The 19,358-nt window shown below is 70.5% G+C and carries 14 protein-coding genes; 4 read left to right on the plus strand and 10 right to left on the minus strand.

The genetic code is table 11. From position 1 onward, the window contains the following. The first annotated feature begins 19 nt into the window (after nt 1–19). Nucleotides 20–937 (plus strand): zinc-binding dehydrogenase, encoded by a 918-nt coding sequence (locus tag BIV25_RS14345; RefSeq protein WP_071372886.1) that lies wholly within the window; start codon nt 20–22, stop codon nt 935–937. A gap of 132 nt (nt 938–1,069) precedes the next feature. Beyond that, entirely contained in the window at nt 1,070–2,947 is a 1,878-nt protein-coding gene (locus tag BIV25_RS14350; protein ID WP_071372682.1) for a sialidase family protein, read from the plus strand. Here the strand turns inward: BIV25_RS14350 and BIV25_RS14355 are convergent. Further along, nucleotides 2,897–3,916: a bile acid:sodium symporter family protein gene (locus tag BIV25_RS14355; protein ID WP_071372683.1), complete on the minus strand. Its 1,020-nt coding sequence runs from the start codon at nt 3,914–3,916 to the stop codon at nt 2,897–2,899. The two genes, BIV25_RS14350 and BIV25_RS14355, sit on opposite strands and share 51 nt — an antisense overlap. A 247-nt stretch (nt 3,917–4,163) precedes the next feature. Here BIV25_RS14355 and BIV25_RS14360 point away from each other — a divergent pair, with 247 nt between their 5' ends. Continuing rightward, on the plus strand, nt 4,164–5,033 hold the full coding sequence (locus BIV25_RS14360) for a LysR substrate-binding domain-containing protein (protein ID WP_071372684.1): 870 nt from the start codon (nt 4,164–4,166) through the stop codon (nt 5,031–5,033). A gap of 277 nt (nt 5,034–5,310) precedes the next feature. Continuing rightward, nucleotides 5,311–7,137 (plus strand): long-chain fatty acid--CoA ligase, encoded by a 1,827-nt coding sequence (locus tag BIV25_RS14365; RefSeq protein WP_071372685.1) that lies wholly within the window; start codon nt 5,311–5,313, stop codon nt 7,135–7,137. Nucleotides 7,138–7,191: 54 nt separating this feature from the next. Here BIV25_RS14365 and BIV25_RS14370 read toward each other — a convergent pair whose 3' ends face one another. From BIV25_RS14370 to pqqA, 9 genes are read right to left on the minus strand one after another with little or no spacing between them, the layout of a single operon-like run. Beyond that, nucleotides 7,192–9,222, minus strand: a complete 2,031-nt coding sequence (locus BIV25_RS14370) for a PQQ-dependent sugar dehydrogenase (RefSeq protein WP_071372686.1) — start codon at nt 9,220–9,222, stop codon at nt 7,192–7,194. Nucleotides 9,223–9,244: 22 nt separating this feature from the next. Next, complete coding sequence (locus tag BIV25_RS14375; RefSeq protein WP_071372687.1) at nt 9,245–11,503, minus strand: alpha-galactosidase; 2,259 nt, start codon at nt 11,501–11,503, stop codon at nt 9,245–9,247. Further along, nucleotides 11,500–14,757, minus strand: coding sequence for a glycosyl hydrolase family 28 protein (locus tag BIV25_RS46895; protein ID WP_256255807.1), 3,258 nt, complete (start codon nt 14,755–14,757; stop codon nt 11,500–11,502). Before BIV25_RS46895 ends, BIV25_RS14375 begins: the two co-directional genes overlap by 4 nt. A gap of 12 nt (nt 14,758–14,769) precedes the next feature. Continuing rightward, the gene (locus tag BIV25_RS14385; RefSeq protein WP_071372688.1) at nt 14,770–15,567 is read right to left on the minus strand and encodes a heparin lyase I family protein; all 798 of its coding nucleotides are present in this window, start codon (nt 15,565–15,567) and stop codon (nt 14,770–14,772) included. Next, nucleotides 15,564–16,787 carry a glycoside hydrolase family 105 protein gene (locus BIV25_RS14390; RefSeq protein WP_071372689.1) on the minus strand — a complete coding sequence of 408 codons (1,224 nt, stop codon included), beginning with the start codon at nt 16,785–16,787 and terminating at the stop codon, nt 15,564–15,566. Before BIV25_RS14390 ends, BIV25_RS14385 begins: the two co-directional genes overlap by 4 nt. Further along, nucleotides 16,784–17,866: a pyrroloquinoline quinone biosynthesis protein PqqE gene (gene pqqE, locus BIV25_RS14395; RefSeq protein WP_071372690.1), complete on the minus strand. Its 1,083-nt coding sequence runs from the start codon at nt 17,864–17,866 to the stop codon at nt 16,784–16,786. Before pqqE ends, BIV25_RS14390 begins: the two co-directional genes overlap by 4 nt. Further along, the gene (pqqD, locus tag BIV25_RS14400) at nt 17,863–18,144 is read right to left on the minus strand and encodes a pyrroloquinoline quinone biosynthesis peptide chaperone PqqD (protein ID WP_071372691.1); all 282 of its coding nucleotides are present in this window, start codon (nt 18,142–18,144) and stop codon (nt 17,863–17,865) included. Before pqqD ends, pqqE begins: the two co-directional genes overlap by 4 nt. Beyond that, nucleotides 18,141–18,920: a pyrroloquinoline-quinone synthase PqqC gene (gene pqqC, locus BIV25_RS14405; protein ID WP_079176637.1), complete on the minus strand. Its 780-nt coding sequence runs from the start codon at nt 18,918–18,920 to the stop codon at nt 18,141–18,143. Before pqqC ends, pqqD begins: the two co-directional genes overlap by 4 nt. Then, entirely contained in the window at nt 18,917–19,084 is a 168-nt protein-coding gene (gene pqqA, locus BIV25_RS49240) for a pyrroloquinoline quinone precursor peptide PqqA (RefSeq protein WP_107486120.1), read from the minus strand. The genes pqqC and pqqA overlap by 4 nt, the downstream gene beginning before the upstream one ends. Between the last annotated feature and the right edge of the window lie 274 nt (nt 19,085–19,358).

Raw genomic sequence — 19,358 nt, forward strand, 5'->3', positions numbered from 1 at the left:
CCCGGCCCTGGAGGTGCTGATGCGTCGCGTTCGCTATGACCGCCCTGGAGGCCCGCTTTTCCTGGAGGGGGCGCCCGTCCCGGAGCCCGGCCCCGGGGAGCTGCTGGTGCGCTGCGAGGCGGTCGGCGTCACACTGCCGATCGTCCGCAAGGTCACCGAGGCCGCCGATCCCATCGCACTGGGCGGCGAGATCGCCGGTGAGGTGGTGGCGGCCGGTGAGGGCGCGACCCGCTTCCGGCCGGGCGAGCGGGTGACCGGGCTGTGCTTCGGCCACGGGTACGCCGACTTCGCCGTGCTGCACGAGGCCATGGCCTCGCCGGTACCGGACGGCGCGGGCGCCGTGGACGCGGTCGCGCTGGTGCGCAGCGGCCTGGTGGCGTTCGGGGCGCTGGAGGCGGCGCGGCCGGTACCGGACGAGGCGGTCCTCGTCACGGCAGCGGCGAGCGGCGTCGGGCATCTCGCCGTGCAGCTGGCGCGGGCGCGGGGCGCGGGACGGGTGGTGGGCGCGGTGTCCGATCCGGCGAAGGCGGACTTCGTGCGGGCGCTGGGCGCGGACGACTGTATTCAATATGCGGACGACAGTTGGGGGGATCCGGTCGATTGCATACTGGATGCGGTCGGCGGTGATCTGCTCACCCCGGCGCTCGCCGCCCTCGCCCCGCACGGCCGCCTGGTCGCCTACAGTTCGGGCGGCGGCACGATCCAGGCCTACGATCTCCTGGTCGGCGCCAAGTCCGTGATCGGCTTCCAGATGGCCCTGATCGCCCGCGGCCGGCCGGAGCTGTACGAGCAGTGGCGCAAGGAGTTGTGGCGGCTGTTCGCCGAGGGCGCCGTGACGCCCGCCGTGCACGCCGAGTTCGCCCTGGAGGACGCGGCGAAGGCGCACGAGGCGATCGAGACGCGCGCCAACGTCGGCAAGGTCGTCCTGCGTCCGTGAGGCCCCGGCGCACTCCGTGCGCCGCACGCTTCTTGTGGGGCGCCGGGGCCGCAACTACCGTCATCGGTGCGCATGTTGGACATCGGATGTCCGGATGTCCGGATGTCCGACCGACGAAGGGCAGGTCGTACCATGCCGTCAGGTCTTCGCGCCCGTCTCAGATCCGTACTCGCCCTCGTGTGCACGACGGCGGCGCTGCTCCTGGTGCCGCTCGCCGCACCCCACCCGGCACAGGCTCAATCCGTGGACATGACAACCCAGTTCGCCCAGCAGGTCCTGTTCAAGGCGTCCCAGGACCCCGGCTACGCCTGCTTCCGCATCCCGACGGTCGTCAAGGCCGTCGACGGCACACTGCTGGCGTTCGCCGAGGGACGGGTCCCCAACTGCGGGGACGCCACCGACATCGACATCGTGCTCAAGCGCTCCACCGACGGCGGCCGCACCTGGGGCCCGCTCCAGGTGGTCAACAAGGGCGACGGCGACACCCACGGCAACCCGGCGCCGGTCGTGGACCGCACCACCGGCCGCATCTGGCTCGCGGAGACGTACAACACGGGCCGTACGGACAGCGCCAGTTGCTCGGTGCCGTGCGACCGCACCCCGCACCTCCAGTACAGCGACGACAGCGGCCTGACCTGGTCGGTGCCGCGCGACCTGAGCCCGGAGATCCTGCCCACCGCCTGGAACTCCTGGTACGCGACCGGACCGGCGCACGGCATCCAGCTCACACACGGCCGGTACGCCGGGCGGCTGGTCTTCGGGGTCAACGCCGAGTCCTGGGACGGCACCCGGATCACCGCCAACCACGCCGCACTGATCGTCAGCGACGACCACGGCGGCCACTGGCGGGTCGGCGCCCGGGACACCTGGCCCATCGCCGAGGACGGCACCTTCCGGCAAAAACCCTCCGAACTCACCCTCGCCGAACTCGGCGACGGCTCCGTTCTGGTCAGCGGCCGGGAGCAGGACGGCACCGACCTCGGCCACCGCACCCAGGCCGTCAGCCGCGACGGCGGTTCCAGCTTCACCTCCGCCTTCCACGACCTGCCGGACCTGTACGCACCGATGGTGCAGGGCTCGCTGCTGCGGCTCGGCGACCGTCTGCTGCTCGCCTGCCCCGCCGACCCCGACCGTCGCCGCACGATGATGATCCGCTCCTCCTACGACGGCGGCCGCACCTGGGACAGCGTGGACCGCGGCACGGTCGTCACCACGGACTGGTCCGGCTACTCCGACCTGGTCCGCGTCGCCGGGGACACGATCGGCCTGGTCTACGAGGGCGGCGCGGTGGACGCGCGCGACGAGATCCGCTTCGCCCGCTTCACCGAGAGCTGGCTCGCCCCGCGCCGCGGCCCCGACCCGGTGACCGCCGACCTGGCCCCGCACGCCCGCCCGGCCGCGGTGCTCGGCGGCGCGAAGGAGACGCGGGGGGTGTCCGGCGGCGCGTTGGAGTTCAACGGCACCGACGCGGCCGTACGCCTGCCGTACAGCAGCCGGCTGCTGCTCGGCACGAAGGACTTCACGGCGTCGCTGTGGTTCCGGTACACGGCCACCACCGGTGAGCAGCCACTGCTGTGGATGGGCGGGATCGGCACCGCGCAGCCCCAGGTGTGGCTGCGCGGGGAGCCGGCGAACAACCGGATCCAGGGCCTGATCACCGTGCGGGACGGCGCGGCGGCTCCGCAGTCTGCATACGTTCGCACGAATACCGCATACAACGACGGCCAGTGGCATCACGTGGTGCTCCGGCGGGGCGGCGGCCGGCTGATGTTGTCGGTCGACGGTATGCAGTCGTCCGTATCCGACATCCCGGGGTCGGTCAGCCGCAACTCCCCCTTCGGCGTGCACATCGCTCAGCGCATGGACAGCCGGGCCTTCTTCACCGGCGCCATCGACGAGGTGCACGTATGGGACCGGGCCCTCACCGACCAGGAGCTGTCGGACCCGAAGGCCCTGCGGTCAGCGAAGGACACGGTCCTGTGGCTGCCCCTGGACCACGTGGGCCGCTGACGCCCCCGGCACGGCGTCCAGAACCTCCTCCGGATCGCGGGCGCGGCGCTTGGCGATGACCGCGCACACCATCAGCTGCATCTGGTGGAAGAGCATCAGCGGCAGCACGGCGAGGGAGGCGTGGGCGCCGAACAGGACACCGGCCATGGGCAGCCCGGAGGCCAGGGACTTCTTCGACCCGGCGAACTGGATGGCGATCCGGTCCGCCCGGCCGAAGCCGAGTGCCTTGCCTCCGTACCAGGTCAGCAGCAGCATCAGGGCCAGCAGGGCGGCCTCCACGACGACCAGGCCCCCGAGCCGCGCGGGGCTGACCTGGTGCCAGATGCCCTGGGTCATGCCCTCGCTGAAGGCGGTGTAGACGACGAGCAGGATGGAGCCGCGGTCGACCAGGCCGAGGACCTTCTTGTGCCGCGTGATGAAGCCGCCGATCCAGCGGCGCAGCAGCTGTCCGGCGAGGAACGGCACCAGCAGCTGGAGCACGATCTTCATCAGGGAGTCGGCGGAGAACCCGCCGCCGCTGTTGCCGAGGAGCGCCGCCGCCAGCAGCGGGGTGATCAGTATGCCGGCGAGGGAGGAGAAGGAACCCGCGCAGATCGCCGCGGGCACGTTGCCGCGGGCGATCGAGGTGAACGCGATCGACGACTGGATCGTGGACGGCACCAGCGTCAGGAACAGCAGGCCCTGGTAGAGCGGATGGGTCAGCAGCGTCGGCTCCAGCGCCCGCGCGGCGAGCCCGAACACCGGGAAGAGCACGAACGTGCACAGCAGCACCGTGGTGTGCAGGCGCCAGTGGCGCAGGCCTTCCAGTGCCTCCCGGGTCGACAGCCGGGCGCCGTAGAGGAAGAAGAGGAAGGCGATCGCGGTCGTCGACGCGCCCGAGGCGACGTGGGCGGCGGCCCCCCGGGCCGGGAGAAGTGCGGCGAGGCCCACGGTCCCCAGCAGCAGGACGATGTACGGGTCGATCGGCATCCAGCTGGGCCGGCGCAGGCGTGTCACGGTGCTCCGATGTGGTCTGTGTGTGCGTATGGGAGGGGCTGAAGGTGTCGCCGGTCGCAAGGTCGGTAGGTCGGTAGGTCGGTAGGTGTCGCTGAGTGTCTGTCTTCTCGCTCGGGCCCGCAGGAGCCCCCTCCATCGTCCCCCGCACCACGCTGATCGGGAATCCCGTACACCACTCTGACTGTCATCATGATGTGCGATAGACGGCTAGTCTGGTGATGTGTACGAGCCGGCGCAGCTGCGCAGCTTCCTCGCCGTGGCCCAGACCCTGAGCTTCACGCAGGCCGCGCGCCGGCTCGGGCTGCGCCAGTCCACGGTCAGCCAGCATGTCCGCCGTCTGGAGGACGCGACCGGCCGGCAGCTGTTCACCCGGGACACCCATGCGGTGGAGCTGACCGAGGACGGCGAGGCGATGCTGGGGTTCGCCCGGCGGATCCTCCAGGTGCACGAGCAGGCGACGGCGTTCTTCACCGGCGCCCGGGTGCGTGGCCGGCTCCGGTTCGGCGCCTCGGAGGACTTCGTGCTCACCCGGCTCCCGGAGATCCTGGAGGCCTTCCGCTACGACCATCCCGAGGTCGACCTGGAGCTGACCGTGGAGCTGTCCGGCACCCTGCACGAGCAGCTGGCCGCCGGAAAGCTGGACCTGGTGCTCGCCAAGCGCCGCCCCGAGGACCCCCGTGGCGAACTGGTGTGGCGCGACGACCTGGTGTGGATCGGCGCCGAGCGGCTGCGCCTGGACGCCGACCGGCCGGTCCCGCTGATCGTGTATCCCCCGCCCGGCATCACCCGGGCCCGTGCGCTCCAGGCCCTGGAGCGCGAGGGGCGGGCGTGGCGGATCGTATGCACCAGCGGCAGCCTCAACGGCCTCATCGCGGCCGCCCGCGCCGGCCTCGGCGTGATGGCGCACTCCCGGCGTCTGATCCCGCCCGGCCTGTTCCGCCTGCCGGACCGCTGCGGACTGCCCGACCTCGGCAAGGTCGACTTCGTCCTCGTCCACGGCCGCCGTCACGGCGCGGCGGAGGACGCCGCGAACGCTCTGGCCGCGGCCGTCCTGGCGGGCGGCGAACGGCTGGGGCGGCGCGGCGACTGACCGGAACGGCACACGCCGTATGTCGCGAGCAGGATGGTGTGGGCGGTAATCGGCCCGTACAGATTCGGTGGAGATTACGGCACCGAAACTTACTGACCCGTCAGTATTGTGTCCGGCCCTTCCCCATGTGAGGGCATTTTCCGGTCACCTCCCAGGAAATACGTGAGGTTTGCACGGTTAACCACCCCCTCCCGCCCGGTGACGCCGTGAGGTAGCTTTCACCGCGCTGTGCCGAGCATCACGGGCGTGACCGACAGCGAGGATCGGGGAGCGAGGTTTGCGCGAGTTCACCAACCCGCCGTTGGCGTCGGCGCCGCCGGTGGGCGGCCTGGCCGACGTCGTCTTCGAGCATGCCCAGAACGACCCCGCCCATGTCGCCCTCGGCCGCAAGGATCCCGACGGGCAGTGGCGCGATGTGACCGCCGCCGAGTTCCGCGACGAGGTCATGGCCCTCGCCAAGGGCCTGCTCGCGCGCGGCATCCGTTTCGGCGACCGCGTCGCGATCATGTCCCGTACCCGCTACGAGTGGACCCTGTTCGACTTCGCACTGTGGACGATCGGCGCCCAGGTGGTGCCCGTCTACCCCACCTCCTCGGCCGAGCAGTGCTTCTGGATGGTCTACGACGCCGAGGTGACCGCGGCGATCGTGGAGCACGAGGACCACGCGATGACCATCGCCACCGTCATCGACCGCCTCCCGCAGCTGCGCCAGCTGTGGCAGCTGGACGCGGGCTGTGTGCAGGAGCTGTACGACGCCGGCGCGCATCTGGACGACGAGACGGTGCACCGGCACCGGCAGGCCGTCACGCCGGACTCGGTCGCCACAATCATCTACACCTCCGGCACCACGGGCCGCCCGAAGGGCTGTGTGCTCTCGCACGGGAACTTCATGTTCGAGGCGGACACGATGATCCAGCGGTGGCAGCCGGTGTTCCACACCAAGAGGGACGACGAGGCCTCCACCCTGCTGTTCCTGCCGCTCGCGCATGTCTTCGGGCGGATGGTGGAGGTCGCCGCGATCCGCGGCAGAGTCCGCTTCGGGCACCAGCCGCAGCTGCACGCCGCCGCTCTGCTGCCCGATCTGGCCGCGTTCCGGCCGACGTTCATCCTGGCGGTGCCGTACATCTTCGAGAAGGTGTTCAACGCCGCGCGCCGCAAGGCGGAGAAGGAGGGCAGGTCGGGGCCGTTCGAGAAGGCGGTCGACATCGCGGTGAAGTACGCGGAGGCCGTGGAGGCCAAGGCGTGGGGCACCGGGCCCGGCCCGTCGGCGGGACTGCGCATGCAGCACCAGCTCTTCGACAAGCTCGTCTACGGCAAGGTCCGCGCGGCGATGGGCGGCCGGATCCGCAACGCGATGTCCGGCGGTTCGGGGATGGACCGGCGCCTGGGGCTGTTCTTCGCGGGCGCGGGCGTGCAGATCTACGAGGGCTACGGCCTGACCGAGTCGACGGCCGCGGCGACCGCCAATCCGCCCGAGCGCACCCGTTACGGCACGGTCGGCCAGGCCATCCCCGGGATGACCGTGCACATCGCCGACGACGGGGAGATCTGGCTGCACGGCGGCAACGTCTTCCAGGGCTACCTCAACAACCCCAAGGCCACCGACGAGACCCTGCACGAGGGCTGGCTGGCCACCGGTGACCTCGGCTCGCTGGACGAGGACGGTTATCTGACCATCACCGGCCGCAAGAAGGAGATCCTGGTGACCTCCGGCGGCAAGAGTGTCTCGCCCGGGGTGCTGGAGGAGCGGGTCCGCGAGCATCCGCTGGTGAACCAGTGCATCGTGGTCGGCAACGACCGGCCGTACATCGCCGCCCTGGTCACCCTCGACCAGGAGGCCGTCGAGCACTGGCTGCAGATGCGCGGCAAGCCGAAGCTGACCCCGGCGCAGCTGGTGCGCGACGCCGACCTGGAGACGGAGGTGCGGCGGGCGGTGGTGGCCGCCAACACCCTCGTCTCCCAGGCCGAGTCGATCCGTACCTTCCGCATCCTGGCGCAGCCGTTCACCGAGGAACACGGCCTGCTCACACCGTCGTTGAAGCTGAAGCGGAAGGCGATCGAGAAGGTCTACGACGACGAGGTCGAGGCCCTCTACCAGACCTGACGCAGCGTCACACTCTCACCCTTGGTCAGTGACGCTGCGTCATTTCCCGCCGGGTTACTTGATCGTCACGCGGAAGATCTTGTCGGAGCCGTCGGGGGCGTTGCCGTTGTTGTCGCAGTTGGTGGTGGACAGCCACAGTTCGTCGGTACCGGGGACCTTGGTGACGGTGCGCAGCCGGCCGTAGGAGCCGACGTAGTACGCGGTGGGGGTGCCGACGTTCTCGGTGTCGCCGTTGATGGGGATGCGCCAGAGGCGTTCGCCGCGCAGGGACGCCATGTAGATGACGTTGCGGACAACGGCGATGCCGCTGGGCGAGGCCTCGGAGACGTTCCAGGTGGCCTTGGGGTTGGTCATGCCGGGGACGCTGCAGGTGCCCTCGCAGGTGGGCCAGCCGTAGTTCGCGCCGGGCTTGATGAGGTTGAGTTCGTCCTTGGAGCTGTTGCCGAACTCGGCTTCCCACAGGCGGCCGTTGCGGTCGAAGGCGAGGCCCTGCGGGTTGCGGTGGCCGTAGCTGTAGACGTAGTTGCCGAACGGGTTGCCGGGCGCCGGTTTTCCGTCGGTGGTCATGCGCAGGATCTTGCCGTTGAGGGAGTTCTTGTCCTGGGCGAGATCGGGCTGCTGGGCCTCGCCGGTGGAGACGTAGAGGTAGCCGTCGGGGCCGAAGGCGAGGCGGCCGCCGTTGTGGTAGCGGTTCTTCTTGATGCCCTGGAGCAGGATCTTGTAGCCGGTGAGGGTGGTGCCGTCGTAGGTCATGCGGACGACCCGGTTGCCCTCGGCGGCGGTGTGCATGAAGTAGACGTAGTGGTTCGTGGCCCACCTGGGGTCGACGGCGACGCCGAGCAGGCCGCCCTCGCCGTTGGTGGTCACCGCGTTCGGGACGGTGCCGGCCTGGGTCCTCGTGCCGTCCTTGGTGACCTTCCAGACCCGGAAGTCGTCCCGCTCGGTGACGAGGGCGGTCTTGCCGTCGGGCATCCAGTAGGTGCCCCAGGGGATGGTCCAGCCGGAGGAGAGGGTGGCGATGGACGACGGGACGCCACCGTCGGTGGCGCAGGCCTTGGTGGTGAAGGAGACCGTGTTGCTCGGTGGTGAGACGTTGCCGGCGGCGTCGCGGGCGACGACGTCCAGGGTGTAGGGGCTGTTGCAGGCGAGCCCGGTGAGGGTGGTGGAGGTGCCGGTGGTGACGGTCTGGTAGACGGTCGAGCCGCTGCGGATGTCGTAGGCGGTCACGCCGTGGTCGTCGGTCGAGGCGCCCCAGGCGAGGTCGACGGTATTCGATGTGACGTCGACCGTATGCAATGTGCCGGGTGCGGTCGGCGGTGTGGTGTCGGAGCTGGGCTTCGTCGTGCAGTCGACGACCGGGCTGGCGGGCGAGGTGTTGCCGGCCGCGTCCCGGGCGATGACCGTGAGGTCGTAGGTGGTGTTCGGGGTGAGCCCGGTGAGCGTGTGCGTCGTGGTGGTGCCCGGCGCCTCGCCGATCTTGTTGCCGTGTTCGTAGAGGTCGTACGCCGCGACGCCCGTGTCGTCCGTCGAGGCGCCCCAGGACAGGGTGAGCCGGTCCTCGCCGATGTCCGAGCAGGAGGGCTGCCCGGGGCGGGTGGGGGGCTGTGTGTCGGTGGCGGCCGCGAGGCTCAGGCGGTCGAGGTTGGGGCCGCCGTTGTCGGTGGTGGCGGTCGCGCGGATCGTGTTGGTGCCCGCCTTCAGCCGGACGTTGACGGTCCTGGTGGCCCAGGTGTTCCAGTCGGTGGTGGCCGGGAAGGAGACAGCGGGTGCCGCGACGGTGCCGTTGACGGCGAGGTCCATCGGCCGGTCGGCGGGGGTGCCGTTCGCGTACCGCAGGGTGAGTGAGGCGGGGCCGGCGGTGGCCGCGGAGACGGTGAACTCCACGGAGGAGCCCTTGACGTTGGTGTAGTCGACGAAGCCGGTCCCGGTGTAGCCGGTGTGGTTGGTGGCGACGGCGCCCTGGGAGATCAGGGCGTCCTCGGCCTGGTAGTCGGTGGCGGCAAGGGCGGTGCCCTGGCTCAGGACGGCCAGCGGCAGCGCGAGTACCGCGGCCAGGCCGTAGAGCAGAACTCTCCTGATGGTCATGGCTGTTGGTCCCCTGTCCCCTTCAGCCCGTGTACCGGGTGAAGATCTTGAGGTAGTCGTACGGCTGCTGCGACACGCCGCTGCACGCGTCGCCGTCGGTGCCCGAGCCGCAGGGGCGGTCGCGGTTGACGGACCAGTAGGTCAGACGGGCGATGTGGTGCTGCTGGGCGTAGGCGAGCATGGTGCGGAAGTCGGCGGTGCGGACGCGCTCGGCGGAGTCGTCGGTCTTTCCGTTCATGGACGACAGCCCGATGCGGGCGTAGGCGGTGGTGTCGCTGTAGCCGTAGGCGGCTTTGACGCGGGCCTCGAGGCCGTCCACGGCCCGGGTGGTGAGGGTGCCCATGGTGGTGGTGCCGCCGCCGAAGTCGAACGGCATGACGCACCAGACATCGTTCTGCAGCCCGGACCTGGCGGCCCGCTGGATCATGTCGACGCCGGTGGCGTCGGGGCCGGTCGTGGTGGTGCCGAAGGTGATGACCGTCTTCAGGCCGGGGTTGTTCGCCTTCACCGTCTTCAGGGCGTCGATGACGCGCTGGCGTACGGTGGCGTTCGTCCACTCGGTGTTCTCGATGTCGATGTCGATGGCGTGCAGACGGTATGCAGTGATCAGTTTTTGGTATGCAGTCGCCAGCGCGCCGGCGCTCGTGCACTTCTCGCCCAGCTTCGCGCCGCTCCAGCCGCCGACGGAGACGATGACATCGCCGCCCGCGGACCGTATACGGTCGACCGTCGACTGATCACTGCCGCCGGTCAACGGTCGACTGCCGTCCCACTTCGGGTTGCAGGTGCCGTCGGACAGGACGAACGCGAGCGTGAACCACTTCACGCCGGTCGCCGACATCACCTTCGTCGGGTCGGGCGGACTCCCCCAGCCCAGGTACTCGTAGGGGGCGACGGCCATGCCGGGTACGGCGGCGGTGGTGGCCGCCGTCCGGTCCGAGGCCGTGGGCCGTACCCGGATCAGGCGGGTCTCCCCCGGTCGCAGGGTCGCGCTGTAGGAGCCGGTGACGGTGCCGCGGTGGGCGCCGGACCACAGGTCGGTGACGTCGCCGGAGCCGGTGAAGCCGATCCGGGACCAGTCCACGGAGACGGTGGCGGAGCCGACGGTCGCGGTGTTGAAGAGGGCAACCGTGTAGGAGCCGTCACTCTCGCGTTTGCTCCAGACCTGCTGGGATCCGTTGTCGGCCACGCGTTTCGCGGCGATGCCGTCCTGGTCGACGGCGATCAGCCGGTCGTTGGTGAGCATGGCCTTGTCGACCGGGTCGAGGTGGGTGAGGTCGGTGCCGAGCAGCAGCGGGGCCGCCGCCATCGACCACAGGGTGAACTGGGAGCGGCGCTGGTCGGCGGTGAGTCCGGCCCGGTCGCCGTTGCCGATCTCCAGGGAGTCGAGGTCGTTCCAGCCGCCGGGGCCGGCGTAGGGCTGCCAGGCGGCGGCCGAGTCGAAGCGGCGCGCGACGTGGGTCCAGTCGGTGAGGGGGTAGCCGCTGCCGTTCGGGCCCGGGCCGCAGTAGCACTCGACGTCGCCCTGGGTGCGCCAGCTGTTGGCGAGGGTGCGCCAGGTGGCGGCGTGGTCGACGGGGAGGTTGTTGGACAGGGCGAAGGTGATGGGGCGGCCGGTGGCGCGCAGGGCCTTGTCCCAGGCCTGGATGTCGGGGATGTCCTGGCTGCCCACGCCGTCGATCTTCAGGTAGTCGACGCCCCACGAGGCGAACTGCCGGGCCCAGGAGTTCACGAAGTCCTGGGCGCCCGGCTTGGTGTAGTCGAGGGCGTACATGTTCTTGCAGTTGTAGTTCTTCTCGGTCTTCGACGTGTCCGCGATGTCCTTGGCGTGGTACGGCGTGCCTTCGACGGGGGTGTTCTTGAGGACGGCGTTCTTGGCGATGCCGGGGGTGACGTAGAAGCCGAACTTCAGGCCCTTCGCGTGCACATGGTCGGCGACGGCCTTGATGCCGTGCGGGAACGTGGCGGGGTCGGCGCTCCAGCGGCCGTAGCCGTCGACGGTGAAGCCGTTGCTGTCGCACTTCTGCCAGAAGTCGTCGAGGTTGACCTGGACGAAGCCGTGCGAGGCGAGGCCCGAGGAGGCCAGGGCGTCGGCCTGGGCGTCGATCGCGGCCTCGGTCGGCTGACGGCGTACGAAGCTCCAGCTGCTCCAGCCCATGGCGGGCCGGACGGACTGGCCGTTGTCGGAGGCGGCCGCGGGGTGGGCGGCTTGGGTGAGCGGTACGGCGGCGGCGACGAGCAGTCCGGCCGCCACCGTTGTGAGTGTTCGGATGCGGGTCATGGGTGTCGTTCCCTGTTCACGGCGGGGGTGGCGTAGGAGGTGCCGATCCAGGCCTCGTCGATCCGCAGCTGCCGGTAGTGGGTGGTGTCGGTGGCGGCGGCCCAGGTGGAGTCGACCTCGAGGCGGACGTAGCGGGCGGTGCCGGCGGGCAGGGCGATACTCTGCACGCCGCGGGCGCTGGGGAGTTGGCCGGTGGTGACGGCGCTGCCCCAGTGGCTGCCGTCGTTGCTCAGGTACACCTTGTACGCCTTGATCCGCGCCGACTGTTCGGTGGCGGAGCGGGCGTAGGCGACGGAGTCCTCACGCTGGTTGAGCCCGAGGTAGCGGACCGTTCGGGCCGTGCCGAGGTCGAAGGTGAGGGTGACGGGCAGGGTCTTGTCGTTGTCCCAGTAGGTGAGGTAGGAGCCGTCGCCGGCGGCGGTGGCGGGGTGGCCGCTCGCGGCGGCGCTCGCGGTCACGGTGACGCCGGTCGCGATGCCCTGGCGGCCCGCGGTGATCACTTTGAGGACGGTGTCGTACGGGTCCCAGCCGCCGAGGCCGGTTAGGGTCAGCGTGCCGCCGGACTGCGACCACGCGACGGCTTTGCCGGTACGGAGGTTGGTGACCGAGGCGATGCGGTAGCCGTTGTCGCGGACGCGCAGCGTGGAGGTGCTCGGCGGGGTCAGGACGTGGATGTACTGGCGGTTCGGGTCGTCCTTGGCGATGGTGGTGACGCCGTGGGCGCCGTCGTTCCAGTTGCCGGGTGCGAGGCCGCCGTACATGTAGCCGCCGCCCTCGGTGCCGTGCAGGGACTCCCAGACCGGGTCGAGGTAGGAGTTCGCGAAGGTGTTGAAGGCGGCCTGGTTCGCCGGGAATCTGCCGTTGACCTGGGCGGTCTCGGCCATCAGTGCCTTGACGGAGGATCCGGCGTTGGAGACGAGGCGGCCGAGGGTGAGTCCGCGGTCGACGGTGGGGTCGGTGCCGTCGTACCACCAGGCGCCGGTGGACGGCAGTTTGAAGTCGGCCTCCGTGAGGCGGGGTTGGGCGGTGTATACAGCCTGCGGGTAATCGTATGCAGGCGTCATTCCCGTCTTCTGCTCATTGCTGATCATGTCCATGATCGGCGTGTCTTCGTTGTTGTTGCTGAGGGTGTAGTCGGGGCGCTTCTGGTAGATCTGCTGGTAGAGGTTGTGGCTCAGCCAGTAGTCGTTGTCGTTGTCGATCCAGAAGCCGCCGAGGTCCGGGTAGCGGTCCATGACCTCGAAGAAGTTGTCGTACGAGAACTCGCCGAAGCCGTCGCGGGTGGTCAGGTCGACCTGCTTGCCCTTGTAGGCGGAGTAGGCGGCGGAGTCGAGCCATTCGTGGCCGCCGTCGCTGTGCCACTGCGGGTCGTCGGTCATGTAGAGGATGACCTTCATGCCCTTGGCCTTGGCGGCTGCGATGAGTTCGCCGAGGAAGTCCCGCTTGGTGGAGCAGGAGCCGGGGATCTTCGAGGGCCAGGGGCGGGCGTAGCCGAGCCGGCTGTGGAAGGTCGCCAGTACGAGGTACTGCGTATGCAGTTTTCTGGCTTCGTTCACCCAGTAGTCCGGCGTCCAGCCGCCGGCGGTGACGTCCTTCTCCCAGGCGGCGCAGTCGGTGTGGGCGGGGGCGGTGCGCAGCCCCCAGTGCAGGAAGAGGCCGCCGACGGACGCGCGCAGGAAGGCCTGGCGGGGGTTGTCCAGGTCCGCCGGGCGGGCGGGTGTGCCGCAGTCCTCGCTCGATCCGGTCGCCGAGACGCGCAGGGCGCCGCCGGTGGTGGAGTGGCTGTCGGCCAGGCAGTAGCCCGTGACGTTCTGGAAGCCGATGTCGTGCGGGGACCCGCTGCCCTTCTGGGCGGTGAAGCGGGTCAGGCGGACACCGCTCGCCGCGTTCGCGATGACGGCGGGGCGGCCGTCGTCGGCGGTATACCGCACACTGCTGTCGGTGAACTGTATACCGTCGACATTGTGCAGGTACCAGCCGTACGCCGGCCGGGTGCCGATGCTGTTCGGGTTGTAGTCGCCCGGGTCGTTGCCCGGCACGCCCGTCGCCATGGTGCCGTTGCCGCCGGGGACCGTGATGTTGACGTCGGTGAAGGTGACCCCGCTGATCCGGTGGCCGTTCTCGCCCCACAGGGTCGGGCTGAAGGAGGGGCTGTTGCCGGTCGCCGTGATGTCGTCGTACGTGACATCGCTGATCGATCCGACACCGGGGCTGCCGCCGCACCGGCTTCGTGTGCCGATCTTCTCCATGATCGGGGAGTGGACGCCGGTCATCGTGATGTCGCGGTAGTGGACGTCGGATATCTTCGCGCCGTCCATGGAGACCATGCCGAGGCCGGACTTGTCGGCGCCCTCGATGCGGATCTTCTCGAACTGGTAGTCCGAGAAGTCGCCGCAGGTCTCCGAGCCGAACATCAGGGCGTTGCAGCAGCGCGCCGACAGCACCGAATCGCTGACCCGGACATGGCCGCTGGGGAGTTTGGCGCCGAGGGCGTAGTCACTCTTGAAGACCAGGGCGTCGTCGTTGGCGGATATGTGCGCGCCGGTGATCGTGACGTTCGTGGTGGAGATGACGTTCCAGCCGTCGCGGTCGCTCGCGGTGTCGATGGTCAGCCGGTCGGAGACGACGTTCGTGCAGCCGTTGATCAGGGCGGCGAAGTGGCCGCCGCGGCGCAGGGTGAGGCCGTCGCCGAGGCGCAGCCCGTCACAGCGGGTCAGGGACAGGATCTTGTCGGCCTGCCCGGACCTGGGGTTGCCGGTGATCAGGTGGCCCGCGCCGTCGATGACGCCGCCGCCGGTGAAGCCGATGTCGGTGAGCTTGTCGCCGTAGATCATCGCGTCGTGGAAGTGGCTGTGCCCGAAGTCCTGGTACTTGTCGTTCGGGTTGGACTCGGGCGGGTCGTAGGTGTTGGCAGAGGAGCCCTGGAGGGTGGCGCCCTGGTCGAGCTGGAGCGTCACATGGCTCTTCATGTGGATGGTGTTCCTGGACTGGTAGGTGCCGGCCGGGAAGCGGACGGTGCCGCCGCCGGCCGCGGCCGCGGCGGTGATGGCCTTGTCGACGGCGGGGGTGTCGTTGGCGTGGCCGTCGCCCTTGGCGCCGTAGGCGCGTACGTCGTACACGGCGGCGGGGCGGGCGGCGGGCCGCGGGGCCGCGAGGGCGGCGGGGTGGGACAGGCCGAGGACGACGGCGAGGGCGGCGAGAAGGATCGCCGCCGCCCTTCTCGCGTGGCCGGGGCCGGCGGTTTGGGGTGTCAACGGTCCGTTCCTCTAGGAGAGTTGGTAGCCGCGGAGGTTCGTGAGCAGGAGGTAGGTGTTCTCCAGGGAGCCCGAGGTGTCGCCGAGGGAGCGGTAGATGCCCCACTTGGGGCGCACGCGGTCGGCGAGGAACGTGTCGACGCCGCTCCTGGTCCTGTCGATGACCGTCGTGGAGCCGTTCTTGAGGATCCAGCGGACGGAGCCGGCGCCGCCGTTGCCGACCTTGATCTGGAAGTCGACGTCGGTCCATGTGTCGTGCAGTGGGTCGAGGCCGGTACTGCCGACGAGGATGTCGTCGACGGCGAGCCGGAGTTCGATGGTCTGCTTCCCGTTCTGGCGGCGCAGCGACTGCACGACGATCGGCGAGGTGCCGCTGCCGGGCTGCTTCATCTGCATGATGTGCGTGAAGGTGGTGGTCGCCTTGAGCGTGCTGGGGACGTACATCGAGTACGTGATCCGCCAGGTCTGCCCCTCGGTCCACTTCAGATAGCTGTCCGCGCCGGTGCGCAGGCCGGTGACCTCCTGGCGCTGCCGGTCGGGGGAGGTGTCACGGTCGACGGTGTGCATGTTGAAGCGCCAGTTGTCGCCGGTGGCGAAGATGTGCGGATGGCCGGCCGGGTGGGAGTGGGCGCGGTCGTCCTCGACGGTCTCGAAGGCGCCGAGTCCGTCGGTGCGCGCCGACGGCGACCACTTCAGCTGCCAGTCGGCGGCGTGGGCCGCGGTGGCGGGCAGGCCGGGCGGAAGTCCACTCGCGGCCGCCACGGCGCCGCCGAGCGCGGCCCCCAACACCACCCTTCTAGACGTGCTCATGACATTCCACCGTCCTCACGCAGTTGCTCGTTCATGATCAGGAAGGCGCCGAGCCCGTGGAAGTCGTTGACGGCCCGGGGGCGGGCGGCGTAGTACGCGTACGTGCCGACGTTGGTGCCGACGGAGATGCCGGACAGTTCGGTACGGCCGTCCGCGCCGACCGACAGCCGGGCCAGCACGCCCTGGTAGCCGCGCCGGGCCACGGCCCTGAAGTGCCCGTCCAGGTAGCCCTGTTGAGCACCCCGGTCGAGGGCGTAGGCGAACATGCTGGAGCAGGACGTCTCGGTCCAGTCGTCCGGCCGGTCCCCCTTGTCGATCACCTGGAACCAGCGCCCGGACGCCGGGTCCTGGTACTTCTCCAGGGCCGACGCCAACGTGCGGAAGATTCCCAGCAGTTGGGGACGGTACTGCAGGTTCGCCGGGATCGCGTCCAGGACGTTCACCGTCGCCATGGCGTACCAGCCGACGGCCCGGCACCAGTGCTCGGGGGCCAGTCCGGTGGCCGGATCGGCCCAGCTCGCCGACCTCGACTCGTCGTAGGCGTGCCGGAGCAGGCCGTTCGCGACCTGGAGGTGACGGCCGTAGACGTACAGCTGCCGGGCGGCCTCGCCGTCCGCGTACGCACCGTCGTGGAACTCCTGGCCGTATTCGACCAGGAACGGGTTCACCATGTAGGCGCCGTCCGCCCAGAGTTGATGGGCGCGGCTGCTGGTGTCGGCGTGCCAGAAGCCACCGTCGGAGGTGCGCGGATAGGTGTTCAGGCGGTCGCGGATCTTCTGGGCCGCCTTGCGGTAGCGGTCCTGGCCGGTCTCGTGGTGCAGGATCACCAGGAGCCGACCCGCCTGCATGCTGTCCAGGCTGTCGAACGACTGGCCGATGCTGCCGTCAGCGCTCACGAACCGGTCGACGTAGGCCTTGATGTACGCCAGCAGACGGGGGTCGTGCGTGCGCCGGTAGACGAGGTACTGACCGTAGAGGTACAGGCCCACCGGGTACGACCAGCCGCCGATGGTCTGCGGCGTGTAGCGCGCCATGGTGGAGTCGACGACGGCCGTGGACCAGTCGCGGGCGGCGGCGGGACGGGCGGACAGGGCAGTGGCGGGACGAACGGCGGGGGCGGGAGCGGCAGCGGCCGGGGGCACGGCGGCGGGCAGCGCCGTCAGGGCTGCGGTGGCGAGCGCGGCGGTGCTCAGCGCCGCGCGCAGGCGTCGGCGTCTCATGCTCCTCCTTCTCGGTAGGCGTACGCGGGCCGGTGCGCGGCGGGGCCGTGCACCAGGGCGTGGACGAGGGGGTGGTCCGGGGCGTGCCGGCAGGCGGGGTCGGTGCGGGCGGGGTCGCCGGTCAGGGCGTGGGCCTGGCAGCGGCAGCCGCCGTGGTCGACCGTGCGCAGGGCGCAGCCCCGGCACGGTTCGGGCATCCAGGCCTCGCCCCGGAAGGCGTTGAAGGCCTTCGACTCTCGCCAGATCCAGGCCAGTTCGCGGTCCTTCACGTTCGGCGGGTCCAGTCCGGGCAGGGCGCCGGCGGCGGGGCAGGGCAGCACCGTGCCGTCCGGGGCGACGGTCAGGGAGACGGCACCCCAGCCGCCCATGCAGGGTTTCGCGGTGGCGTCCACGAGATCGGCGGCGACCCACACCAACTCCAGTGTGCCTCCCAGCCGTTCACGCCAGCGGGCCACGCGGGTGCGGGCGCACTCGGTCTGGTCGGGCGTCGGCAGCAGGGCGGCGCGGTTGCGGGCCGCCCAGCCGTGGTACTGGGTGTTGGCCAGCTCGATCCGGTCGGCGCCCCAGTCGAGGGCGAGCTGGACCAGGTCGTCGAGAGCATCCAGGTTGCCGTGATGGAGGACGACGTTCAGACCCAGGGGAAGACCCGCCTCGCGCACCAGCCGGGCGGCACGCTCCTTGGCCCCGAACGACCGTGCGCCCGCGATGTGTTCAGCGGTCACGGGGTCGGCGTGCTGCACCGACAGCTGCACGCTGCGCAGCCCGGCCCCGGTCAGCGCGGCCAGCCGCCGCTCGCCGAGCCCCACCCCGCTGGTGACGAGCTGGGTGTAGAGGCCCGCGCCGTCCGCGGCGGCCACCAGGTCCGGCAGGTCGTGCCGCAGCAGCGGTTCGCCGCCGGACAGATGGGTGTGAACGACGCCGAGGGCACCCGCCTGCCGGAAGACCTCCGACCACTGTCCGGTGCTCAGCTCTGCTGACCGGCCAGTCAGTTCGACGGGGTTGGAGCAGTAGCCGCAGCGCAGCGGACAGGCGTGGGTGAGTTCGGCGAGCAGGGCCCAGGGAGGGGCAGCGACGGTCATCCGAGCCAGCCCTCCTTCCGTAACTGTTCGAGGAACGCGGGGACTTCGGCGGCTACGGCCGCGCACGGATGGCGTGCCGTCAGTTCGGCGACGACGGCGTCCACGTCCCGGACGCCGTCGCACAGCCGCAGCACCTCGCCCGCGCCGCCGTCGAGCACCACCACCCGCTCCGGCAGCAGCAACAGGTCGGCGCCCCGCACTCGGTCGCGCCGCAGCAGGACTCCCCGGGCGAGGACCGGCCGCCAGGGCACGGCGGGCGACAGCGGCGCGGGTGTCATGTCCCGCCTCCGACCGCCGTACCCGCCCTGCCCGTCGAGTCCGCAGCGCCCGCTGCGGTCGTCGCGTCCGCCGCGTCCACCGCGTCCAGCAGTGCCCACAGCACCTCGCACTTGAACTCCAGGGCGGCCACGGCCTGTTGCTGCTCGTCCGGGGTGCGGGCACAGGCCAGGACCAGGGCGAGGGCCTGTTCGGCGTCGCGGGCGCCCTGGGTGACGCGGGTGCGGAAGTAGGCGAGGCCCGCCGGGTCGATCCAGGGGTAGTGGCGTTCGAAGGCGGCGATGCGGGTGCGCATCAGGTCCGGGGCGGACAGCTCGGTCAGGGAGGCGGCGACGGCGTCGAGCACCGGGCGCCGCCGGCAGAAGTCGACGTACGCCTCCACCGCGAACCGCACCCCGGGCGGCACCCGGGACGCGTCCCACAGCTCCTCGCGGTCGAGCCCGGCCGCCTCGCCGAGCCGCAGCCAGCGCTCGATACCGCCCCCCGTGCCGTCGGTACCGTCCTGGTCGTGGATGCGGCGCAGCCAGGCGCGGCGGTCCTCGGGCCGTTCCAGAGCGGCGAGGATCAGCGCGTCCTTGACGGGGATGTGCCGCTGGTAGTGGAAGCGGGCGGCGATCCAGCGGCGCAGTTCGGCGGGGGTCAGTTCGCCGCGGTGCATCCGCCGGTTGAAGGGGTGGCGGTCGTGGTAGCGCGCCCTGGTGACGGCGCGCAGCCGCTCGGTGAACTCGGCGGCCGGCCAGGCGGCGCGGCCGTCGGCTTCCGGTGCCGCCGTGGTCATGCGGCCGGGGGCGGCTCGGGCGGGCGGCGGTCGGCGAGCGCGTAGGCGGTCACCTCCAGCGCGGTCTCCACGACACGGTAACCAGGGCTTCGCCAGACCTTTTCATCCGATGTCTTCGGGGTGCGGAGGTCCGTCCGGGTGGACAGGGAAGGGCTCTCGTTCATGGGTGCGTACTCGCTTTCCCGAGGTGGGGGAACTCATCAGGGAAGGCCAATGGGGACAGGGGAGAGTCGACGGCCAGGTCAGGGCCTGTTCACGTACGTGCACCGGGTTCATCGACACGTCCGGTGGCGCGATACAGAGTCGCGGGACGATGCGCCGCGGTCAATGGTCCGGACCGAAAACGTCGGATGCGTTTCCGGCCAATCTCCGCCGCGGAGGCTGACTCGCCGGTCAGTTCCCGCGGATTCCGCGGTCAGGAATGCGGCACGGCCGTTG

The sequence above is a fragment of the Streptomyces sp. MUSC 14 genome, assembly GCF_001866675.1.
Classification (GTDB): Bacteria; Actinomycetota; Actinomycetes; order Streptomycetales; family Streptomycetaceae; genus Streptomyces.